This window comes from Methanoculleus methanifontis (assembly GCF_030464365.1).
GTDB lineage: Archaea > Halobacteriota > Methanomicrobia > Methanomicrobiales > Methanoculleaceae > Methanoculleus > Methanoculleus methanifontis.
Genome location: NZ_VCYI01000017.1, coordinates 13,059 through 29,208, shown reverse-complemented (window position 1 = coordinate 29,208; position 16,150 = coordinate 13,059). Strand labels below are relative to the sequence as shown.

Below are 16,150 nucleotides of genomic sequence, written 5' to 3'. Positions count from 1 at the left end.
GGTCACTTCGCCATCGTCGGCTGGAACCCGCGCATCGTCTCGGCCATCTCCCTCAGGCGCCGGTCCACCAGGTAGTTTACGGTTCCCTCCTCGTAGGTGCCGTCTTTTTGGCGCACGCCCGCCGGAACACCCGTGAGGACCTCGATGCCTTCGTCGATCGTCCGTACCGGGTAGATCCGGAACTTCCCGGCCTTCGCGGCCTCGACGATCTCCTCTTTCAGCATCAGGTTCTGGACGTTGCTCGCCGGGATAAGCGCCCCCTGGCTCCCGTCGAGCCCTTTGGCCTTGCAGACCTCGAAGAATCCCTCCAGTTTCTCGTTCACGCCGCCGATCGCCTGAACCTCACCCCTCTGGTTCACCGAGCCTGTGATGGCGAGGTACTGCTTCAGCGGAAGCCCCGAGAGCGCCGAGAGGAGGGCGTAGAGCTCGGTGCTCGACGCGGAGTCGCCCTCGATCCCTTCGTAACTCTGCTCGAAGACCAGCCGGGCGGAGAGGGAGAGGGGCTTGTCGTGTGCATAGTTGTTGTTGAGGTAACCGTTGATGATCAGGACGCCTTTGGTGTGGATCGGCCCGCCGAGTGCAGCCTCGCGCTCGATGTCCATGATCCCCTCGCGGCCGACCCCGATGCTCGCGGTCACCTTCGACGGCCGGCCGAACGCGAAGTCCCCGAGCCCGATGACCGAGAGGCCGTTCACCTGGCCGACCTTCTCGCCCTCGGTATCGATGAGGAAGGTCCCCCGCCGGATTGCCTCTTCGATCTTTTTCTGGATCAGGTTCGAGCGGTAGATCTTCTCCTCGATCGCCTTCGTGACGTGTCTTCTCTCGATCTGCTCGGCCCCGTCCTCTGCGGCGTAGAAGTTCGCCTCCCGGATGAGGTCGGCGACCACCGCGAACCGGGTCGAGAGTTTCTCCTTATCTGCAGCGAGTCTCGACCCGTATTCGATCACCCGGGCGATCGCCTCCCGTTCGAGGTGCCGGAGTTCCTCCTCCCGGACGAGGTTGCAGATGAAGTCGGCGTACTTCCCGGCGTTCTCGTCGTCTCGATCCATCACAATGTCGAAGTCGGCCTTGACCTTGAAGAGCTCCTTGAAGTCGGTGTCCATCCGGTAGAGGAGCTGGTAGATCATCGGCGTCCCGATGAGGGCCACCTTGATGTCGAGGGGGATGGGTTCGGGCTTGATCGTCTTTGCCGTGATGAACCCCATCCGTTCTCCCGGCTCCTCGATGACGGCCTCCCCGGTCTTCAGTGCTGTCTTGAGCCCGTCCCAGGAGAGCGGGGCACGCAGGAGGTCTTCGACGTCGAGGACGAGGTAGCCGCCGTTGGCCTTATGCAGCGAACCCGGCCGGATCATCGTGAAGTCGGTCGTGAAGATGCCGAACTGCACCTCCTTCTCGATCTTTCCAAGGAGGTTCTGGTAGGTGGGGTTCTGCTCGAAGACCACCGGTGCGCCCTCTGTACCGGCGTTGTCGACGACAACGTTCACCTCGTACTTCCGGAACGGAATCTCGCGCATGAAGGCCTGGAACTGGGGCGGAACGCCCTGCTGTTCGGGGACACCGAGGAATAACTGAGTGTTCTCGAGGATGTCGTTCTGAACGGCGTCGATATACTCGGGGACTTCCGGGATGTCGGCATACTTCTCCTTGAGCTCGGCGACGAGGTCCCCTATCGCGTAGAGGGCGATATCGTGGTTTAAGTCCTTGACCGCCTCGGCCCCCTGCCGCTCGATATCCTGCACCTCCCGGAGCGTGCTCCGGAGGTCGGTGTTCAGGGCGTCACGCCGCCGCTGGACCTCCGCCCGCACGTCGTCGGGAAGGGTGATGAACTCCTCCTCGGGGACCGGTTTTCCGTTGATGACCGGGATGGTCAGGAGGCCGATGGGGCTCATCTGGATGACGAACCCTGCCTCCTGGGCTTTCTGGTTGATCCGGGCGATGAGATCCGTCCTGTTTCCCTGGAGCGCCTGAAGCGTTTCGTCTCGCCGTTTGGCGTACTCCTCGCTCTGGAACGCCCGGGGAAGCGCCTGCCGCGCTTCCTCGATGAACCGTTTCATCTCCTCCCGGAACTCCGTCCCTTTCCCGGCGGGGAGGGCGACGGCGTTGGGTTCGTACTGGTTCTCGAAGTTATGCACGTAGACCCAGTCACGCGCCCGGGGCTTGGCCTTTGCGAGTTCGTCGAGGAAACTCCGAACGGCTCTCATCCTGCCGGTTCCCTGGGCGCCCGCGGCGTAGACGTTGAACCCGGCCTCCCGGATCTCAAGGCCGAACTGCAGCGCCCGAAGCGCCCGTTCCTGGCCGATGATCTCCTCGAGCGGCCGCATCTCCTCAGTGCTGGCGCACTCCACCTTTCCCGGTTCGTAGACGTTCCGGTACTCTCCGATATCCAAGGGCTGAATCATCAGTCTCACCATAACTGCTGCAACTGCACGGGAGGATGTCGCTCGCCTTAAAAAAGGTTCCCCGGCCCGGCACCGGATGGTGCCAATAGGTGGTTTTACTTTCTTTCGCGCATATGTGTAGTACGTTTGTATGCGGCCGGCGGTATGCACGAAGTCGCAAGGAACAGGAGATATTATGAGAATAGCAATTGCACAGGACGAAAACCAGGTGTCCGAACACTTCGGGCACTGCCAGGGTTACGCAATATTCGATGTCGAGGATTCGATCATCTACAGAAGAGACGATCTTCCGAGCCCCGGCCACGAACCCGGGCGGCTCCCGGTCTTTCTCGCGGAGCACGGGGTCAACCTGATCATCGCGGGCGGAATGGGGCCGCGAGCCGTCGAACTTTTCAACGAAAACGGTATTCAGGTTCTCCTCGGCGTCAGTGGAAACGTTGATTACGTTGCACAGGATTATATTGCCGGTCGCCTTTCTCCGGGGAAGAGTTCCTGCCACCACGAAGACGGCGGCGAGTGCGACGGGCACCACTGAGAAGGTGTACCACCCATAGTATTATGCTCATATGAGCAAAAGTCACCAGAGGAGTGTATCAGGATGATAGTCGGTATAACGGCACGTGCAGCAGGCACGGATGCCCCGGTCGAGCAGCGGTTCGGCCGGGCACCTTACTTCGTCTTCGTCGACACGGAGACGGGGAAAGCGGAATCGATCGAAAACCCTCTCGTCGACGCTGCCGGTGGGGTCGGACCCCGGGCGGTCCAGATGTTTTCGGAGCACGGCGCGACGGTGGTCATCACCGGTCAGGTCGGCGGGAATGCCGCCCGGGCCCTTGAGATGGGTGGAATCAAGGCCTACGCCTACCGTGGAAGCGGCAGCGTGGCCGATGCCCTCGCGGAGTATACCGCCGGGAACCTGCAGCTGCTCCCTCTCGCCTGAACCGGGATTCAGCATGAAAATCGCGATTGCAAGCGGGAAGGGCGGCACCGGGAAGAGCACGGTGGCGGCGAACCTCGCCTGCACGCTCTCCCGGTCCCGCGAGGTGGTGCTCGTCGACTGCGATGTCGAGGAACCGAACCTCCACCTCTTCTTCCCGGGCTCTGCCGAGGATGTGCCGGTGACGACCCCGGTCCCGGAGATCGATCCCGCCCGCTGTAATTTCTGCGGTGAGTGCGGGAAGTTCTGCCGATTCGGGGCGCTTTCGGTCCTCAAAGACCGCGTTATCCTCTTCCCTGAGCTCTGCCACTCCTGCGGGGGCTGCTCCCTGGTCTGCCCGCAGGGGGCGATCAAGGAAGTCCCGCGCACCATCGGCCGGGTGGCGTGCTCCTGCCCTCTCCCGTCCCTCACCCTGGTGAGCGGCGTCTTGAACGAGGGGGAGGTGATGGCCCCGACGGTCATACGGGTGGCAAAACTGCTCGCGGAGGGGCACCCGCTCATCCTCTACGACGCCTCCCCGGGGATCGCCTGCCCGGTGATCGAGACGCTGGAGGGGGTCGATGCCTGCATCCTGGTGACGGAGTCGACGCCGTTCGGGCTGCACGATCTCCGCCTCGCGGCCGAGGTTGTGGAGAGTACCGGCATCCCGGCTGGTGTTGTGATCAACCGTAGCGACGGCCGGGACGAGGAGACCCTTGAGTTCTGCCGGGAGCGTGGGCTTCCCATTCTTATGACTATCCCGTTCTCGCGGGAGATTGCCGCCGTCCAGAACCGGGGAGGGCTTATCTGCCGCGATCTTCCCGGGTGGGAGGAGCGGTTCGCCGATCTCTTTGAAGCGGTCGTGAAGGTTGTGGGGGTGAGCCCATGATCCGGCTTGCGATCGTGAGCGGCAAGGGCGGCACCGGGAAGACGATGGTGGCGGCGGCGCTTGCGGATATCAGTACTGTGCCGCAGGTTCTCGCCGACTGCGACGTGGACGCCGCGAACCTGGAACTCCTCTTCGATACCCGGCGGCTCACGACGGAAGAGTTCCGGGGGCTCGAGGTGGCCCGGATCGACCTGGAACAGTGCCGCGACTGCGGCATATGCGCGGACCACTGCCGGTTCGGGGCGATCGTGCGCCGAAACGATGCCTGGGAAGTGGATCCCCTGCACTGCGAGGGCTGCGGCGTCTGCACCTATGTCTGCCCCACGGGGTCGGCCCGGATGGAACAGCGTGTCTGCGGCGAGATCTACACCTCGGTGACCGACCGGGGCAACCTCGCCCATGCCCGGCTCTTCCCGGGCTCGGGGAACTCGGGACTGCTCGTCTCCGAGGTGAGGAAACGGGCGACGGGCCTTGCGGACGGCGCCGATCTGTTGCTCGCCGACGGCCCGCCGGGGATAGGTTGCCCGCTGATCGCGACGATCAGCGGTGTGGACGCAGTCCTCATCGTCACGGAGCCGGGGGTCTCGGCGCTCCACGATCTTGAGCGGCTGGTGACGGTCTGCCGCCGGTTCGACGTCCAGATCTTTGTCGCGATCAACCGGTTCGATCTGGCGGAGGATATCTGCAAGAGGATCGAGGATTACTGCGAGAAGGAAGGCATCGTGGTGGCGGGGAAGATCCCGTTCGATTCGTCGGTGGTCGACGCCGTCCGGAACGGCCGCCCCGTGACCCGGAGCGACTCGGCGGCGACGGATGCTCTCCGGGCGCTCCGGGACAATCTCTTCTCTGAACTCGGGCTCCGGTGAGCCCGTTCTCCCGGGGTTGTCACGGTACCCCGGGACGCTCCGCTCCGGAGGAATTGGGTGTTGCCGGTGATCCGGCAAGACTGTCTCGTGGCTCTCCGATCTCAATCGGAGACTCACTCTAACGATTCTCGAAAAAGAAGAATGTATTGGTTTAGAACCGGGGTTTTCTGTGCTTCGGGAGGCAGTCCTGGCAATACACGGGTCTGCCTTCGGTCGGCTTGAAGGGGACTTCGCACTCTTTCCCACAGTCTGAACAAACGGTCTTCGTCATTTCACGGGGGCCGCCGAAGTTCCTCGGTCCACCGAAATTTCTGTTTCCTCTGTTATAATCCATTGGATTGCTCATGCAGATAGAACACTGCTTGTAGAGATATGACTGGATAGTATATATTGTAGCTCATCGGCCTCTGGGGGGTGATCGAGATCTTACCCCGGCGATCTGCCGGCCTGCCCGCATGAGATGCAATCCGGGCCCGGAGAGCAAGGTTGCCGGGTTGCTTCTCCTTCATACGGGAAGTCCCGCGCTGTGTGGGTGTTGGAACGGGCATGCGTGGGTGGTCTCCAGAGGATATCTCGCCGGCCGTTGCCGCAAGGAGAGCCTGGAGTTTGAGAATTTGCCGCTTAATGGTGAACCAGATGGTCTCAAGGTCGACGCCGAAATAATGGTGGATAACGGCCTTGTTGAAACCCGCGTGCTCCAGATGGCTGCAGTCAGGGGGAACTCAGAGGCACGGCTTTCCACCGGGTTGCGCATCTGGCGATGCTCGTGCTCCGGATGTTGTGTCCATCGCACGTCCAGGATCTTCGGTCTTCTCCAGCGATGTCCCGTAGGGGCATCGCAACCGCCATGACTGCCCCCGCCCCCCCGGGGCGGGGGAGGAAGGCCGGAGGCCGGGTGGGGTGGGGTTGTAGGCTGATCCCTGTATGGTGGAGACAGGGGAGGGGGAGACCCCCTCCCCGTCAGCCCCGCCCCCATGGCGATATGCGACTGGCCGAAGGTGCGACGTTCCTCTGGAACGGAGCTGGAGCACCGTTCGGTGCGGGGGCAGGAGCACGAGCACCGAAGGTGCGCAGTCCCCATGAAATCCGTGCCAGATGCAACCAAAGAAAATCGTCAGGTGCGCAGGTCACCACGGTCCACTGCATGAGGATAGGGGGGTATCCTCCGGTCTCTGCGGCATTTATCCGCCCCTCCTTGAGAGGTATAGGTGAAGGGACTGTTCACCGTTTCTCCGGCCGGTGCCCCCAAGGTTTATGCAGTTGCAGGCGATTCTCCCATCTGGTGAATGACGATGAATGGTTCCCGACTGAAGTACCGGGTCGAGGTTCTTGGCGACCGCGGCGGCATCGAACGCTACGGCCCGTTCAACGAGCAGAAGGCGCGGGAGTTCTTCGAGGTCGAGGAGAGCCTCGGGGGAACCGCCCGGATCATGCGGCTGGAGGAGGGGATCCGGGAGACATGGATGGTCGTCACCGAGTGCGGGGACTGGGGCGGGGATGGGAGAGAGTCTTACGGTGTGCGGAGCACAAAGGCACCGCAGTGAGCGGAATCCCGCTCACTCCCGCGGCCTCATCCCGGCGGCTGCAAAGACGGTCTCTCTTCCCACGCGCTCCATCATCTCCCCGAACCGCTCGCCCGGCAGTGCGTTCTCCCGGAAACAGCCGAGCAGCCTTCCGACGATCGCGACCGCCTCTTCTTCGGTGATGAGGCCGTCGGCCTCGGTGCCGACCCGGAGCACCCTGCCCGATCTCCCGCCGAGGAAGAAGCGCAGTCCCTCCGAAGCGACACCGATCGCATCTGCCGGACAGATTGTGATACAGTCGCCGCAGCCGATGCAGGCTTCCTCCGAGAAGAGGACCTTGCCGTCCACGACCTGGACGGCTCCCTCCCGGCAGACCTTCTCGCACGCCCCGCACCCTTCGCATTCATCGGCAAAGAGGGGAAACCGCCTCCCCATGATCCCGATATCGTTGAGCTGAACCCTTGCGCAGTTGTTCGGGCACCCCGCAACGGAGATCTTCAGTTTCCGGGGGAGGTCGCATCCCCCGTATCGCTCTTCGATCGCGCGGGCGAGCCCCTGGGTGTTGTAACACCCGTGCCGGCAGACGGTGCCCTTGCAGGCGACGACCGACCGGAGGGTCGCCCCGGTGCTCCCCGGTTCTATCCCTGCCTCCCGGAGCCGCTCTGCAACCACTCCCGCGTCCCGCCGGTCGATGCCGGGGAGTTCCACGTTGAGCCGGGCCGTCAGCCCGACCGTACCGTCTCCGAACTCCTCTGCGATCCGGGATACCGCGGCCATCTGCGGTGCAGTCATCACGCCGGCGCGAACCTTTCCCCGGACGGCGACGTTTCCCTTCTCCCGGAGGCGGATGATCCCCTGCTTCCTGGCCTTCGTTCTCTCGGTCATATCCTGGCTGAGTGGTATGGCGGGACCCCTGGTTAAATCATCCCTGTGGGAGACACAAACCGCATATACCCGGGCCCCCGATAACAGGCCGTGGACCTCATCCTGCAGGCGTCCGACGTCCTCTTCTGGGCCGGGCTCCTCAAAGGACTGCAGATGGCTCTCTGGCCCCGGCTCCGCCCGGCACTCGGGGACTTTGCCTACCCGGCGGCCTACCCGGCCTCGCTCCTCCTCTTCGCCCTCGCGACCTGGTACTGCGGCCTTCTCCGCGTCCCGGTCGCCCTCGCCCTCCTCATTTTCGCCGGCCTTGCCGTATACGGCATCCGGCGGGGCGACTACCGGCTGAAGGAGATCAAGAGCCTCCTTTTCTGGGACGTGGTCTTTCTCGTCGGCTTTTTATTTGCGCTTGCCGTCCGGTTCACAAACCCGCCCATCGGCTACTTCAGCGAGCAGTACATGAACCACGCCTTCATCGCGAGCATCATCCGCGAGCCCGTGGTGCCGCCGCTCGATCCCTGGTTTGCGGGCGGGCGCCTCACGGTCTACTACTACCTCGGCCACTGGCTGATGGGTTCGCTCGCCATCGTCACCGCCATCCCGTCGGAGGTGGCCTTCAACCTGATCCCGGCCACGGTCTACGGGACGGCGTTTGTCATGCTCTACGCCCTCGGCCACCTCTTTCTCTCGCGGTGGCGGTGGCTCCCCCTCACGGCCCTCCTCCTCGTCCCGCCGTCAATCCCCTGGTTCCTCGCCGCGGGCAGCGACATCTATTCGGCCTTCCAGGACACCAACTGGATCATCCCCGGCGGCCGGGTCGAGTTCCCGGTCTTCTCCCTCTTCCTCGGCAACGTCCATGCCTTTGAGATGGCCGTCTTCAACCAGGTCTTCCTCATCTTCCTCCTCGGGGTTGCATGGTGCCGGTGGGGCGGGCTCGAGCTCCGGGCGCGTGGGGCCCTCGCCCTCCTCCTGGCCCTCTCCATCGGCTCGATGCCGCTCCTCTCCTCCTGGGACGCGCTTGTCTACGGCCCCATCGTCGCCGCCTTCCTCCTCGTGCTCATCCTCTCCGAGCGGGACCGCTCCACCCTTGCCGCCGCCGTTGCGGTCCCCGCGATCGCGTTCCTCGTCTACCTCCCCTACTACCTGCACCTCGAGCCCGCGGGTATCGGCGGGATCGGGTGGGGCCTCCCTCCCACCGACCCGCTTGCCTTCCTCGCGGTCTGGGGCGGGTTCCTCGCGATCATCTACGCCGCCGTCGCCCCCGATATCCGGCGGGTCCCGGTGGCGCTCGCCGTCGCCCTCCCACCCCTCGCCGCCGGCTACGCCACACTCGCCATCCTCCTGGTGCCGCTCACCTTCCTTCTTCTCCGCCGGGAGCGCTCGTTCCCGACCCTCCTCTGCGTTGCCGGTCTTGCGGTGCTCGCCTTCTGCGAGGTCTTCTACTTTGAGGAGATGCTCGGGGGCGACTACAGCCGGTTCAACACCATCTTCAAGTTCTACTTCGACGCCTGGATCCTGCTCGGCACCGGCGCCCTCCTCCTCGCCGCCGGCTGGCTTGCGGGCCGCCGATCGGTACCAGCGACCCGGTGGTTGGCGCTCGCCGCAGCCATCGCTCTCGTCGCCGCCCCGGTCGCTCTCGAGATCGATATCGGCCGGGGGCTTCTCGGGATCGAGTATCCTCCGGCGGGCTACCACACCCTGGACGGGCTTGCCTACCTCGAGGCCACGCGGCCCGGGGAGGCCGCGGCGATCAGTTTCCTCCGGACGCTTCCGGGCGACCACCGGATCGTCGAGGCGGAGAACGGGGATTACGGTTACTACTCGAGGGTCTCGTCGTTTACCGGCATCCCGACGATCCTCGGGCAGATCGGCCACGAACTGACGTGGCGCGGGAACGGGGCCTGGTACACGGAGCGCCCGGCGGAGATCCGGGCGATCTACGAGGATCCCGGGAGATCTCTTGCGCTCATGGAGAAGTACAACGCAACCCTCCTCTACGTCGGCGAGCCCGAGCACGAACGCTACGACGTCCGGTTGCCGGACCAGGGGCTCCGTCTCATCTACGACGAGGGGGGTGTCAGGATCTACGAACGGGTAGGGTAACGTTTATATGCTCGTCCCCGACAGGAGGGGCCCATGACGCGAACAGCCGTAGTCATGATATCCGTCCTCGTGCTCCTCGCCCTGGCAGGTGTTGCCGGGGCCGGGGTGTACCCGAACGGCGGAACCGATCTCACGCAGACGCCCGCTCCAGATGCGGCGAATGTAACGGCCACCGCCGCGAACCTGACGAACGCCGGGTCGCCGTACGCGGCGGAGTTCCAGGACAACACCTCGACCACCCCGCTTACCGGGGAGACGCTCAACGTGAGCCTCGAGCCCGTGGTCGAAGACCTCGTCGCGCCGCTGATGCTGACGGACGCCGGCGACGATTCGGGCAGGCTCTTTGTCGTCGACCAGGTCGGCACGGTCTCGATCATCGACGAGAACGGCACCCTCGTCGAGGAGCCGTTCCTGGACGTCCGCGACCGCATGGTCGATCTCAACCCGTCGTATGATGAGCGCGGGCTCCTCTCGATCGCCTTCCATCCCGACTTCGGGGAGAACGGGCGGGTCTTTGCGTTCTACACCGTGCCCCTCCGCGAGGGGGCGCCTGATGGCTGGGACAGCACGAACCGCCTCTCTGCGTTCCGGGTCGACTCCACGAACCCCGACCGGGTCGACGCGACCACGGAGGAGATCTTAATGGAGATCGACAACCCGCAGTCCAACCACAACGGCGGGAGCATCGCGTTTGGTCCCCGTGACGGCTACCTCTACGTGCCGCTCGGCGACGGCGGCGCGGCGAACGACAACGGTACCGGCCACACCCCGGAGATCGGGAACGCCCAGGATCTGACAAACATCTACGGCAGCGTGCTCCGGATCGACGTGGACAACGTCACCGCGGAGAACGTGACGGAGCCGCCGGAGAACGCCACCTGGACGACGGCGGCGGGATCGCTCTACGGGATCCCGGCGGATAACCCCTTCGCCGGGAACGCGAGCGTCCCGCCTGAGATCTACGCCTACGGTCTCCGGAACCCGGCCTATATCTCGTTCGACGCGGAGGGCAACCTCTTTGCGGCGGATGCCGGCCAGGATCTCTTTGAGGAGGTCTCGATCGTCACGAAGGGCGGCAACTACGGGTGGCGGCTTATGGAGGGAACCCACTGCTTCGACCCGGAGAATCCCGAAACGCCCCCGGCGACCTGCCCGGCAAACGGCTCTTCCGGCGATCCCCTGATCGGCCCCGTCATCGAGGGCGGCCGCGACCTGGGCGTCGTCTTCGTCGGCGGCCGGGTCTACAACGGCACGGCGCTCCCGGACCTTTCTGGACGTTATGTTTTTGGCTACTGGAGCACTGGCTTTGACGTCGCGAACGCCACCCTGCTCGTCGCGACACCCCCGGCGGAGTGGAATGCGTCGGCGTTCCCGGACTCCGCGGAGAACCTCACTCCCGAAGACGTTGCGATGTGGAGCCTGCAGAGGCTCAACGTGACGCCCACGGGAACCCTGGACGCCTACCTCCTGGGATTCGGTGAGGACGCGGACGCGGAACTCTACGCGCTCACGTCCGAAGACGCGGGCCCGGACACCGGGAACGCGACCGGGGCGGTCTGGAAGATTGTCCCGGCGAACGTGACGGAGACGCCGGCCGAGAACGTGACGGTGGTTCCGGGTGCGGGTGTGACCACAACCCCGGCCGCAACAGCGAACGTGACGACCACCCCGGCCGCAACAGCGAACGTGACGACCACCCCGGCCGCAACAGCGAACGTGACGACCACCCCGGCCGCGACAGCGAACGTGACGACCACCCCGGCCGCGACAGCGAACGTGACCACAACCCCGGCCGCAACAGCGAACGTGACGACCACCCCGGCCGCGACCGAGAATGTGACCACAACCCCGGCCGCAACAGCGAACGTGACGACCACCCCCGCCCCCGGAACCCAGAACGTGACGATGGGGATCGCGGCCGAAGCCATCGCCTTCAACACATCCACCATCACCGTCCCGGCGGGGGCGGACGTGACGATGGTCTTTGATAACCAGGATACCGGTATCCCGCACAACGTTGCGGTCTACACCGACTCAACCGCTGCCGAGGAGATCTTCGTCGGCGAGATCATCGACGGCCCGGCGGAGGTGACCTACACCTTCACGGCGCCGGAGGAGCCCGGCACCTACTACTTCCGGTGCGACGTCCACCCCTCGATGGACGGCGACTTCGTTGTTGAGTAGAGATCCCCTCCCTTTTTAGAGCGCACCGGGGGATTGCTCTGGCGCAGGCGGAGTAACCGTTATGGCACGAATAACCGCAATCCTGGTATCCGCTCTCGTGCTCCTCGCCCTGGCAGGCGTTGCCGGGGCCGGGGTGCACCCGGGCGGTGGAACCGATCTCACAGAGAACGCGACCGTCCCGGCCGCTGACCTGACGAACGCCGGGTCACCCTACGCGGCGGAGTACCAAAACGGCACTTCGACCACCCCGCTTGCCGGGGAGACGTTCAACGTGAGCCTCGAGCCCGTGGTCGAAGGTCTCGTCGCGCCGTTGATGCTGACGGATGCCGGCGACGATTCGGGCAGGCTCTTTGTCGTCGACCAGGTCGGGACGGTCTCGATCATCGCTCCGAACGGCACCCTCGTCGAGGAACCGTTCCTGGACGTCCGCGACCGCATGGCCGACCTCAACCCGACGTTCGACGAGCGCGGTCTCCTCTCGATCGCCTTCCACCCCGAGTTTGGGGAGAACGGGCGGGTCTTTGTGTTCTACACCGCGCCCCTCCGCGAGGAGGCGCCTGATGGCTGGGACAGCACGAACTGCCTCTCTGCGTTCCGGGTCGACCCCACGAACCCCGACCGGGTCAACATGACCTCCGAGGAGATTCTGATCGAGATCGACAAACCGCAGCCCACCCATAACGGCGGGAGCATCGGTTTCAACCCCCGTGACGGTTACCTCTACGTGCCGCTCGGGGACGGCGGCGGAGCGGGCGACAGCGGCACCGGCCACACCCCGGAGATCGGGAACGCCCAGGATCTCACAAACATCTACGGCAGCGTGCTCCGGATTGACGTGGAGAACGCTACCCGGACGGCGGCGGGCACCCTCTACGGTATCCCGTCGGACAACCCGTTCGTCGAGAACACGAGCGTCCCGCCTGAGGTCTACGCCTACGGCTTCCGAAACCCGGCCTTCATCTCGTTTGACGACGCCGGTAACCTCTTTGTGGCGGACGCCGGCCAGAACCTCTTTGAGGAGGTCTCGCTTGTGGTGAGCGGCGGCAACTACGGGTGGCGCCTCCGGGAGGGAACCCACTGCTTCGACCTCTTTGACTTCCAGACGCCCCCGATGGCCTGCGAGGCCGTCGGCCATCTCGGAGAGCCTCTGGTCGGCCCGATCATCGAGGGCGGGCGTGACCTGGGTGACGTCATCGTCGGCGGCCGGGTCTACAACGGCACGGCGCTCCCGGAGCTTTCTGGACGCTACGTCTTCGGCTACTGGAGCGACGGTTTCATCCCCGGTGACGTCATCCTGCTCGCCGCGACGCCCCCGCCCGGGTGGAACGCATCGGCGTTCCCGGACTCTGCGGCGAACCTCACGGCCGGGGACGTTGCGATGTGGAGCGTGCAGAGGCTCAACGTGACGCCCACGGGAGAGGCCTTCCTCCTGGGGTTCGGTGAGGATGAAGAGTCGGAACTCTACGTCCTCACGACCGGCGTTGCCGGGCCGGATCCGTCCACCGCGACCGGGAGGGTCTGGAAGGTCGTCCCGGGGAATGCAGCCGCGCCTTTTCGGGCGTAGCGGGGCTTTGTGCCCCCCGGTGCCGGCCGGGACAACCTTTATGCCTCCCGGCCGCCCGGTGGGGCCCATGGTACAGATGACCGCAGGCATGGTATCGGTCGCGGGGGTGCGGGCGTGACCCCGGAAGCGGCCCGCGCCGTCGCGAGGGTGACCGTCGCAATCGCGGCCGAGAACTTCGGTTTCAGCACGGAGACGATAACGGTTCCCGCAGGCGCGGAGGTGACGATCGAGTTCGACAACCGGGACGATGGGGTTCCGCACAACGTCGCGATCTACACGGACTCTTCCGTGTCCGAAGCGGTCTTCGTCGGCGAGATCGTCACGGGCCCCACCCGCGCCACCTACGTCCTCACGGCGCCCGAGACCCCGGGAAACTACTTCTTCCGGTGCGACGTCCATCCTGCGATGCACGGGGCGTTCATCGTGGCGTAGGAGGGACCGCCGGTGAGCGTCAGGAAGCGGAGCGGGTCTAAAGCACGGCACCCGCGATGATCGCCGCGGCGTAGACGAGCAGCGATGCGTGCATGAGCGGGAGCGCCCGCATCGCCGCGTCCGCGCTCTTCCCCCGGAGGATGAGGTAGTTTGCGGCCCCGAGGAGCATGATCCCCGCCGCGAACCCGGCCAGGGTTACCGGCCCGATCGTGAGGCCGAAGGCGAGCGCCGTGACGGCGTGAATGGCCGAGAAGCCGAGAACCCAGGCGGCCGCGCCTTTCATCCCGTAGAGGACCGGCGTCGGGTCCTCCGGAGCCGACCCGGTCAGACCGAAGGTCAGATTCGGGATCGTCGCCATCCCCCGGGCGCGGTCGTTTTCGATATCGGCGATGTCGTTGGCCCCGAGGTGCGCGAGCGTCCAGGGGTAGAAGAAGAGGAAGAAGAGGAGAGCGGTTGCGTCCGGGTTCCCGTAGACCAGGTAGCCGGCGACGGGGAAGAGCGCGAAGTCCGTCCGCCCGACGATCTGGGCGATGGGGATCTTCTGATCCCGCTTCTTTGTCTGGTAGAAGTACTCGACCAGGTAGGAGTAGCCCATGATCCCGAGGACGTAGAGGTTGTGCGGCGAAGGCAGGGTTGCGGCGAGCGCGGCCGCGAGGCCGGCGAGGAGGAGGAAGAGGGCGAATGCCGTCCGGGGGGAGAGTTTCCCTGCCGGGATCGGCCGTTCGCCGAACGGCCGCCAGTAGCGGGTGAGCGAGTCGTTGACGTCTCTTCTGTCATACTCCCGGTCGACGTAATCGTTCAGGACGAACCCGGCTTCAAACCCCAGGAGGCCGATCAGCGCCGCCCGGCCGAGGAGTTCCCACGAGAACCCGCCGTAGTTCTGAAACGCCAGCATCAGTCCCGAGCAGAAGAGCAGGGGCCAGACGAAGAAGAAATGAGCCCGGGTCAGGTCGGCGAGCGCCGCGAGCGTCTCTCTCATGGTGGTACTTCATGAGTTCTCTGTCCTGGTTCAAGAAGCATTGCAGGCCCGGCGACAGGGTTAAGCCTGCAGCCGGTTCATCCCACAACCATGACGACCTACCGCTGCTCGATATGCGGGCATATCTACGACGAGAAGACCGGTGATGTGGACGCCCCGCCGGGAACCGCGTTTGAAGCCCTCCCGAAAGACTGGCGCTGCCCGGTCTGCCTTGCGGAGAAGAGCAGGTTTTCCGTCTTCGCCTCCCCTCTCGCGCGGCTCGGGCTCTGAACCGTCCCGGGCCCGGGGCAGAAGCACAACCGGAAAAAACCGCATAAAAAGGCCGGGAGCGTAGAGTACCCTGCTATAGCCCCGGGAACCGGGGCAATCAGCGGGAGTTCTCAACGATGGATACCATACTGCCGGGCGCTGCTCTGGCAATCTATGCTCTGGTGAACGCGGTTTCGTTCATCGCGTATTACCGCGACAAAACGTTTGCAAAGAAGAATGCACGGAGGACGCCGGAGAAGACGCTTCTTAGTATCGCGCTCTTCGGGCCGTTCGGCGCCTTTGCCGCGATGCGTGCCTTCCGGCACAAGACCCAGAAGCCGCTCTTCTGGCTCGTTCCCGTCTTCCTCTGCCTGCACCTCGTGCTCGCCGCCGCGCTTGTTACGGGTCTTGTATGACCCCTAATCAACGACTAAGGGTTTACATGAAGACAAAGGTATAATCTCTCAGTTGTCTCACCATATCGTATGGCGTATGAGTACGGGCCGCTCTCCCGCCCGCTCAAGGAGACCCTGGCGGCGCTGCAGGAAGGGCTCACGCAGGAGTACCGCCTGGAGTTCCTCCTCACCCACCGGCGTTCGGCCCGCCGATCGCGGCGGCTCCGGCGGATTCGGGGATGGATCCGGGAGACCGATCATCTGGTCGTGCAGATCGACCGGGTGGCGCGGCAGACCATCCCCCGCATTGAGCAGGAGACCGGGCACACCTTCCGCGGCCCGGACGGGGTCGCCCGGATCCTGATGGATCCCTCCACAAAACGGCTCTTTTCGGGTGTGCTTGCCGGGTTCCCGGAGGAAGCGCTCCCTGTCCCGGCGGTGGATCTGGCTCTGCTCGGGAATCTCTCCGACGACGCCCGAGCACTCGGCCTCATCGCCGACGTCACCCTGCGGTTGAAGGTTCTCTCCGGCCTGCACGTTCCGCGAGAAGATGTCGCGGCCCTCTGTGACCGGTGGAGACTCCACGAGAGCCGGATAACCCTTCGCGGCAATCCCCGCCGGGCCGCGGGGACCTCCGCCCGGGAGAAGGAGACCCTTGCCCGGGCGGTCCTCGGCCTCATCTACATCGAGGGGGGCACCGAAGCGCTCGGGCGTGCAGCGCCGCTCCTCGCGTGCAACCAGGAGAGGTAGAAGACCGGTCCCGGAAAGTATA

General features: G+C 64.8%; 17 protein-coding genes. 12 read left to right on the top strand and 5 right to left on the bottom strand.

From position 1 onward, the window contains the following. Positions 1-2: 2 nt before the first annotated feature. Complete coding sequence (locus FGW20_RS11610; protein ID WP_301678254.1) at positions 3-2,399, bottom strand: Lon protease family protein; 2,397 nt, start codon at positions 2,397-2,399, stop codon at positions 3-5. A gap of 175 nt (positions 2,400-2,574) precedes the next feature. Here FGW20_RS11610 and FGW20_RS11605 point away from each other — a divergent pair, with 175 nt between their 5' ends. The 4 genes from FGW20_RS11605 to FGW20_RS11590 all read left to right on the top strand — a co-directional run bounded on the left by FGW20_RS11605 (position 2,575) and on the right by FGW20_RS11590 (position 5,070). Next, the gene (locus tag FGW20_RS11605) at positions 2,575-2,934 is read left to right on the top strand and encodes a NifB/NifX family molybdenum-iron cluster-binding protein (RefSeq protein ID WP_048112923.1); all 360 of its coding nucleotides are present in this window, start codon (positions 2,575-2,577) and stop codon (positions 2,932-2,934) included. A 63-nt stretch (positions 2,935-2,997) separates the two neighbouring features. After that, on the top strand, positions 2,998-3,339 hold the full coding sequence (locus tag FGW20_RS11600) for a NifB/NifX family molybdenum-iron cluster-binding protein (protein WP_301678253.1): 342 nt from the start codon (positions 2,998-3,000) through the stop codon (positions 3,337-3,339). Between the two features lie 13 nt (positions 3,340-3,352). After that, complete coding sequence (locus FGW20_RS11595) at positions 3,353-4,204, top strand: ATP-binding protein (RefSeq protein WP_301678252.1); 852 nt, start codon at positions 3,353-3,355, stop codon at positions 4,202-4,204. After that, entirely contained in the window at positions 4,201-5,070 is an 870-nt protein-coding gene (locus FGW20_RS11590) for an ATP-binding protein (RefSeq protein ID WP_301678251.1), read from the top strand. The genes FGW20_RS11595 and FGW20_RS11590 overlap by 4 nt, the downstream gene beginning before the upstream one ends. Positions 5,071-5,221: 151 nt before the next feature. Here FGW20_RS11590 and FGW20_RS11585 read toward each other — a convergent pair whose 3' ends face one another. Further along, positions 5,222-5,416 carry a CxxC-x17-CxxC domain-containing protein gene (locus FGW20_RS11585; RefSeq protein ID WP_011845255.1) on the bottom strand — a complete coding sequence of 65 codons (195 nt, stop codon included), beginning with the start codon at positions 5,414-5,416 and terminating at the stop codon, positions 5,222-5,224. After that, on the bottom strand, positions 5,394-5,771 hold the full coding sequence (locus tag FGW20_RS13385; protein ID WP_367617950.1) for a HepT-like ribonuclease domain-containing protein: 378 nt from the start codon (positions 5,769-5,771) through the stop codon (positions 5,394-5,396). Before FGW20_RS13385 ends, FGW20_RS11585 begins: the two co-directional genes overlap by 23 nt. Positions 5,772-6,362: 591 nt before the next feature. Between FGW20_RS13385 and FGW20_RS11580 the strand changes: the two genes are divergently transcribed. Then, the gene (locus tag FGW20_RS11580) at positions 6,363-6,614 is read left to right on the top strand and encodes a hypothetical protein (RefSeq protein ID WP_301678250.1); all 252 of its coding nucleotides are present in this window, start codon (positions 6,363-6,365) and stop codon (positions 6,612-6,614) included. A 12-nt stretch (positions 6,615-6,626) separates the two neighbouring features. On the opposite strand, the gene FGW20_RS11575 is transcribed toward FGW20_RS11580, so the two are convergent. Further along, positions 6,627-7,478: a ferredoxin-like domain-containing protein gene (locus tag FGW20_RS11575; RefSeq protein ID WP_301678249.1), complete on the bottom strand. Its 852-nt coding sequence runs from the start codon at positions 7,476-7,478 to the stop codon at positions 6,627-6,629. A 90-nt stretch (positions 7,479-7,568) separates the two neighbouring features. On the opposite strand from FGW20_RS11575, the gene FGW20_RS11570 reads away from it, so the two are divergent. The 4 genes from FGW20_RS11570 (at position 7,569) to FGW20_RS11555 (ending at position 13,755) form a co-directional block, all read left to right on the top strand. Then, positions 7,569-9,575 (top strand): DUF2298 domain-containing protein, encoded by a 2,007-nt coding sequence (locus FGW20_RS11570; protein WP_301678248.1) that lies wholly within the window; start codon positions 7,569-7,571, stop codon positions 9,573-9,575. A gap of 33 nt (positions 9,576-9,608) precedes the next feature. Then, complete coding sequence (locus FGW20_RS11565) at positions 9,609-11,759, top strand: PQQ-dependent sugar dehydrogenase (protein WP_301678247.1); 2,151 nt, start codon at positions 9,609-9,611, stop codon at positions 11,757-11,759. Positions 11,760-11,820: 61 nt separating this feature from the next. Beyond that, on the top strand, positions 11,821-13,323 hold the full coding sequence (locus FGW20_RS11560) for a PQQ-dependent sugar dehydrogenase (RefSeq protein ID WP_301678246.1): 1,503 nt from the start codon (positions 11,821-11,823) through the stop codon (positions 13,321-13,323). Positions 13,324-13,437: 114 nt separating this feature from the next. After that, positions 13,438-13,755, top strand: a complete 318-nt coding sequence (locus tag FGW20_RS11555; protein ID WP_301678245.1) for a cupredoxin domain-containing protein — start codon at positions 13,438-13,440, stop codon at positions 13,753-13,755. Positions 13,756-13,792: 37 nt separating this feature from the next. Here FGW20_RS11555 and FGW20_RS11550 read toward each other — a convergent pair whose 3' ends face one another. After that, entirely contained in the window at positions 13,793-14,734 is a 942-nt protein-coding gene (locus FGW20_RS11550) for a UbiA family prenyltransferase (RefSeq protein WP_301678244.1), read from the bottom strand. A gap of 90 nt (positions 14,735-14,824) precedes the next feature. Between FGW20_RS11550 and FGW20_RS11545 the strand changes: the two genes are divergently transcribed. The 3 genes from FGW20_RS11545 to FGW20_RS11535 all read left to right on the top strand — a co-directional run bounded on the left by FGW20_RS11545 (position 14,825) and on the right by FGW20_RS11535 (position 16,128). Continuing rightward, complete coding sequence (locus FGW20_RS11545; RefSeq protein WP_301678243.1) at positions 14,825-15,004, top strand: rubredoxin; 180 nt, start codon at positions 14,825-14,827, stop codon at positions 15,002-15,004. A 116-nt stretch (positions 15,005-15,120) separates the two neighbouring features. After that, positions 15,121-15,399, top strand: coding sequence for a DUF1294 domain-containing protein (locus FGW20_RS11540; protein WP_301678242.1), 279 nt, complete (start codon positions 15,121-15,123; stop codon positions 15,397-15,399). 69 nt (positions 15,400-15,468) lie between these two features. Then, on the top strand, positions 15,469-16,128 hold the full coding sequence (locus FGW20_RS11535) for a hypothetical protein (RefSeq protein WP_301678241.1): 660 nt from the start codon (positions 15,469-15,471) through the stop codon (positions 16,126-16,128). The last annotated feature ends 22 nt before the right edge of the window (positions 16,129-16,150 follow it).

What these genes read in the sequence shown, in the direction of transcription:
- FGW20_RS11560 (WP_301678246.1), top strand. Translation starts at nt 11,821, where the DNA reads ATGGCACGAATAACCGCAATCCTGGTATCCGCTCTCGTGCTCCTCGCC.
- FGW20_RS11540 (WP_301678242.1), top strand. Translation starts at nt 15,121, where the DNA reads ATGGATACCATACTGCCGGGCGCTGCTCTGGCAATCTATGCTCTGGTG.
- FGW20_RS11610 (WP_301678254.1), bottom strand. Translation starts at nt 2,399, where the DNA reads ATGATTCAGCCCTTGGATATCGGAGAGTACCGGAACGTCTACGAACCG.
- FGW20_RS11585 (WP_011845255.1), bottom strand. Translation starts at nt 5,416, where the DNA reads ATGAGCAATCCAATGGATTATAACAGAGGAAACAGAAATTTCGGTGGA.
- FGW20_RS11545 (WP_301678243.1), top strand. Translation starts at nt 14,825, where the DNA reads ATGACGACCTACCGCTGCTCGATATGCGGGCATATCTACGACGAGAAG.
- FGW20_RS11535 (WP_301678241.1), top strand. Translation starts at nt 15,469, where the DNA reads ATGGCGTATGAGTACGGGCCGCTCTCCCGCCCGCTCAAGGAGACCCTG.
- FGW20_RS11580 (WP_301678250.1), top strand. Translation starts at nt 6,363, where the DNA reads ATGAATGGTTCCCGACTGAAGTACCGGGTCGAGGTTCTTGGCGACCGC.
- FGW20_RS11590 (WP_301678251.1), top strand. Translation starts at nt 4,201, where the DNA reads ATGATCCGGCTTGCGATCGTGAGCGGCAAGGGCGGCACCGGGAAGACG.
- FGW20_RS11575 (WP_301678249.1), bottom strand. Translation starts at nt 7,478, where the DNA reads ATGACCGAGAGAACGAAGGCCAGGAAGCAGGGGATCATCCGCCTCCGG.
- FGW20_RS11550 (WP_301678244.1), bottom strand. Translation starts at nt 14,734, where the DNA reads ATGAGAGAGACGCTCGCGGCGCTCGCCGACCTGACCCGGGCTCATTTC.
- FGW20_RS11565 (WP_301678247.1), top strand. Translation starts at nt 9,609, where the DNA reads ATGACGCGAACAGCCGTAGTCATGATATCCGTCCTCGTGCTCCTCGCC.
- FGW20_RS11595 (WP_301678252.1), top strand. Translation starts at nt 3,353, where the DNA reads ATGAAAATCGCGATTGCAAGCGGGAAGGGCGGCACCGGGAAGAGCACG.
- FGW20_RS11605 (WP_048112923.1), top strand. Translation starts at nt 2,575, where the DNA reads ATGAGAATAGCAATTGCACAGGACGAAAACCAGGTGTCCGAACACTTC.
- FGW20_RS11600 (WP_301678253.1), top strand. Translation starts at nt 2,998, where the DNA reads ATGATAGTCGGTATAACGGCACGTGCAGCAGGCACGGATGCCCCGGTC.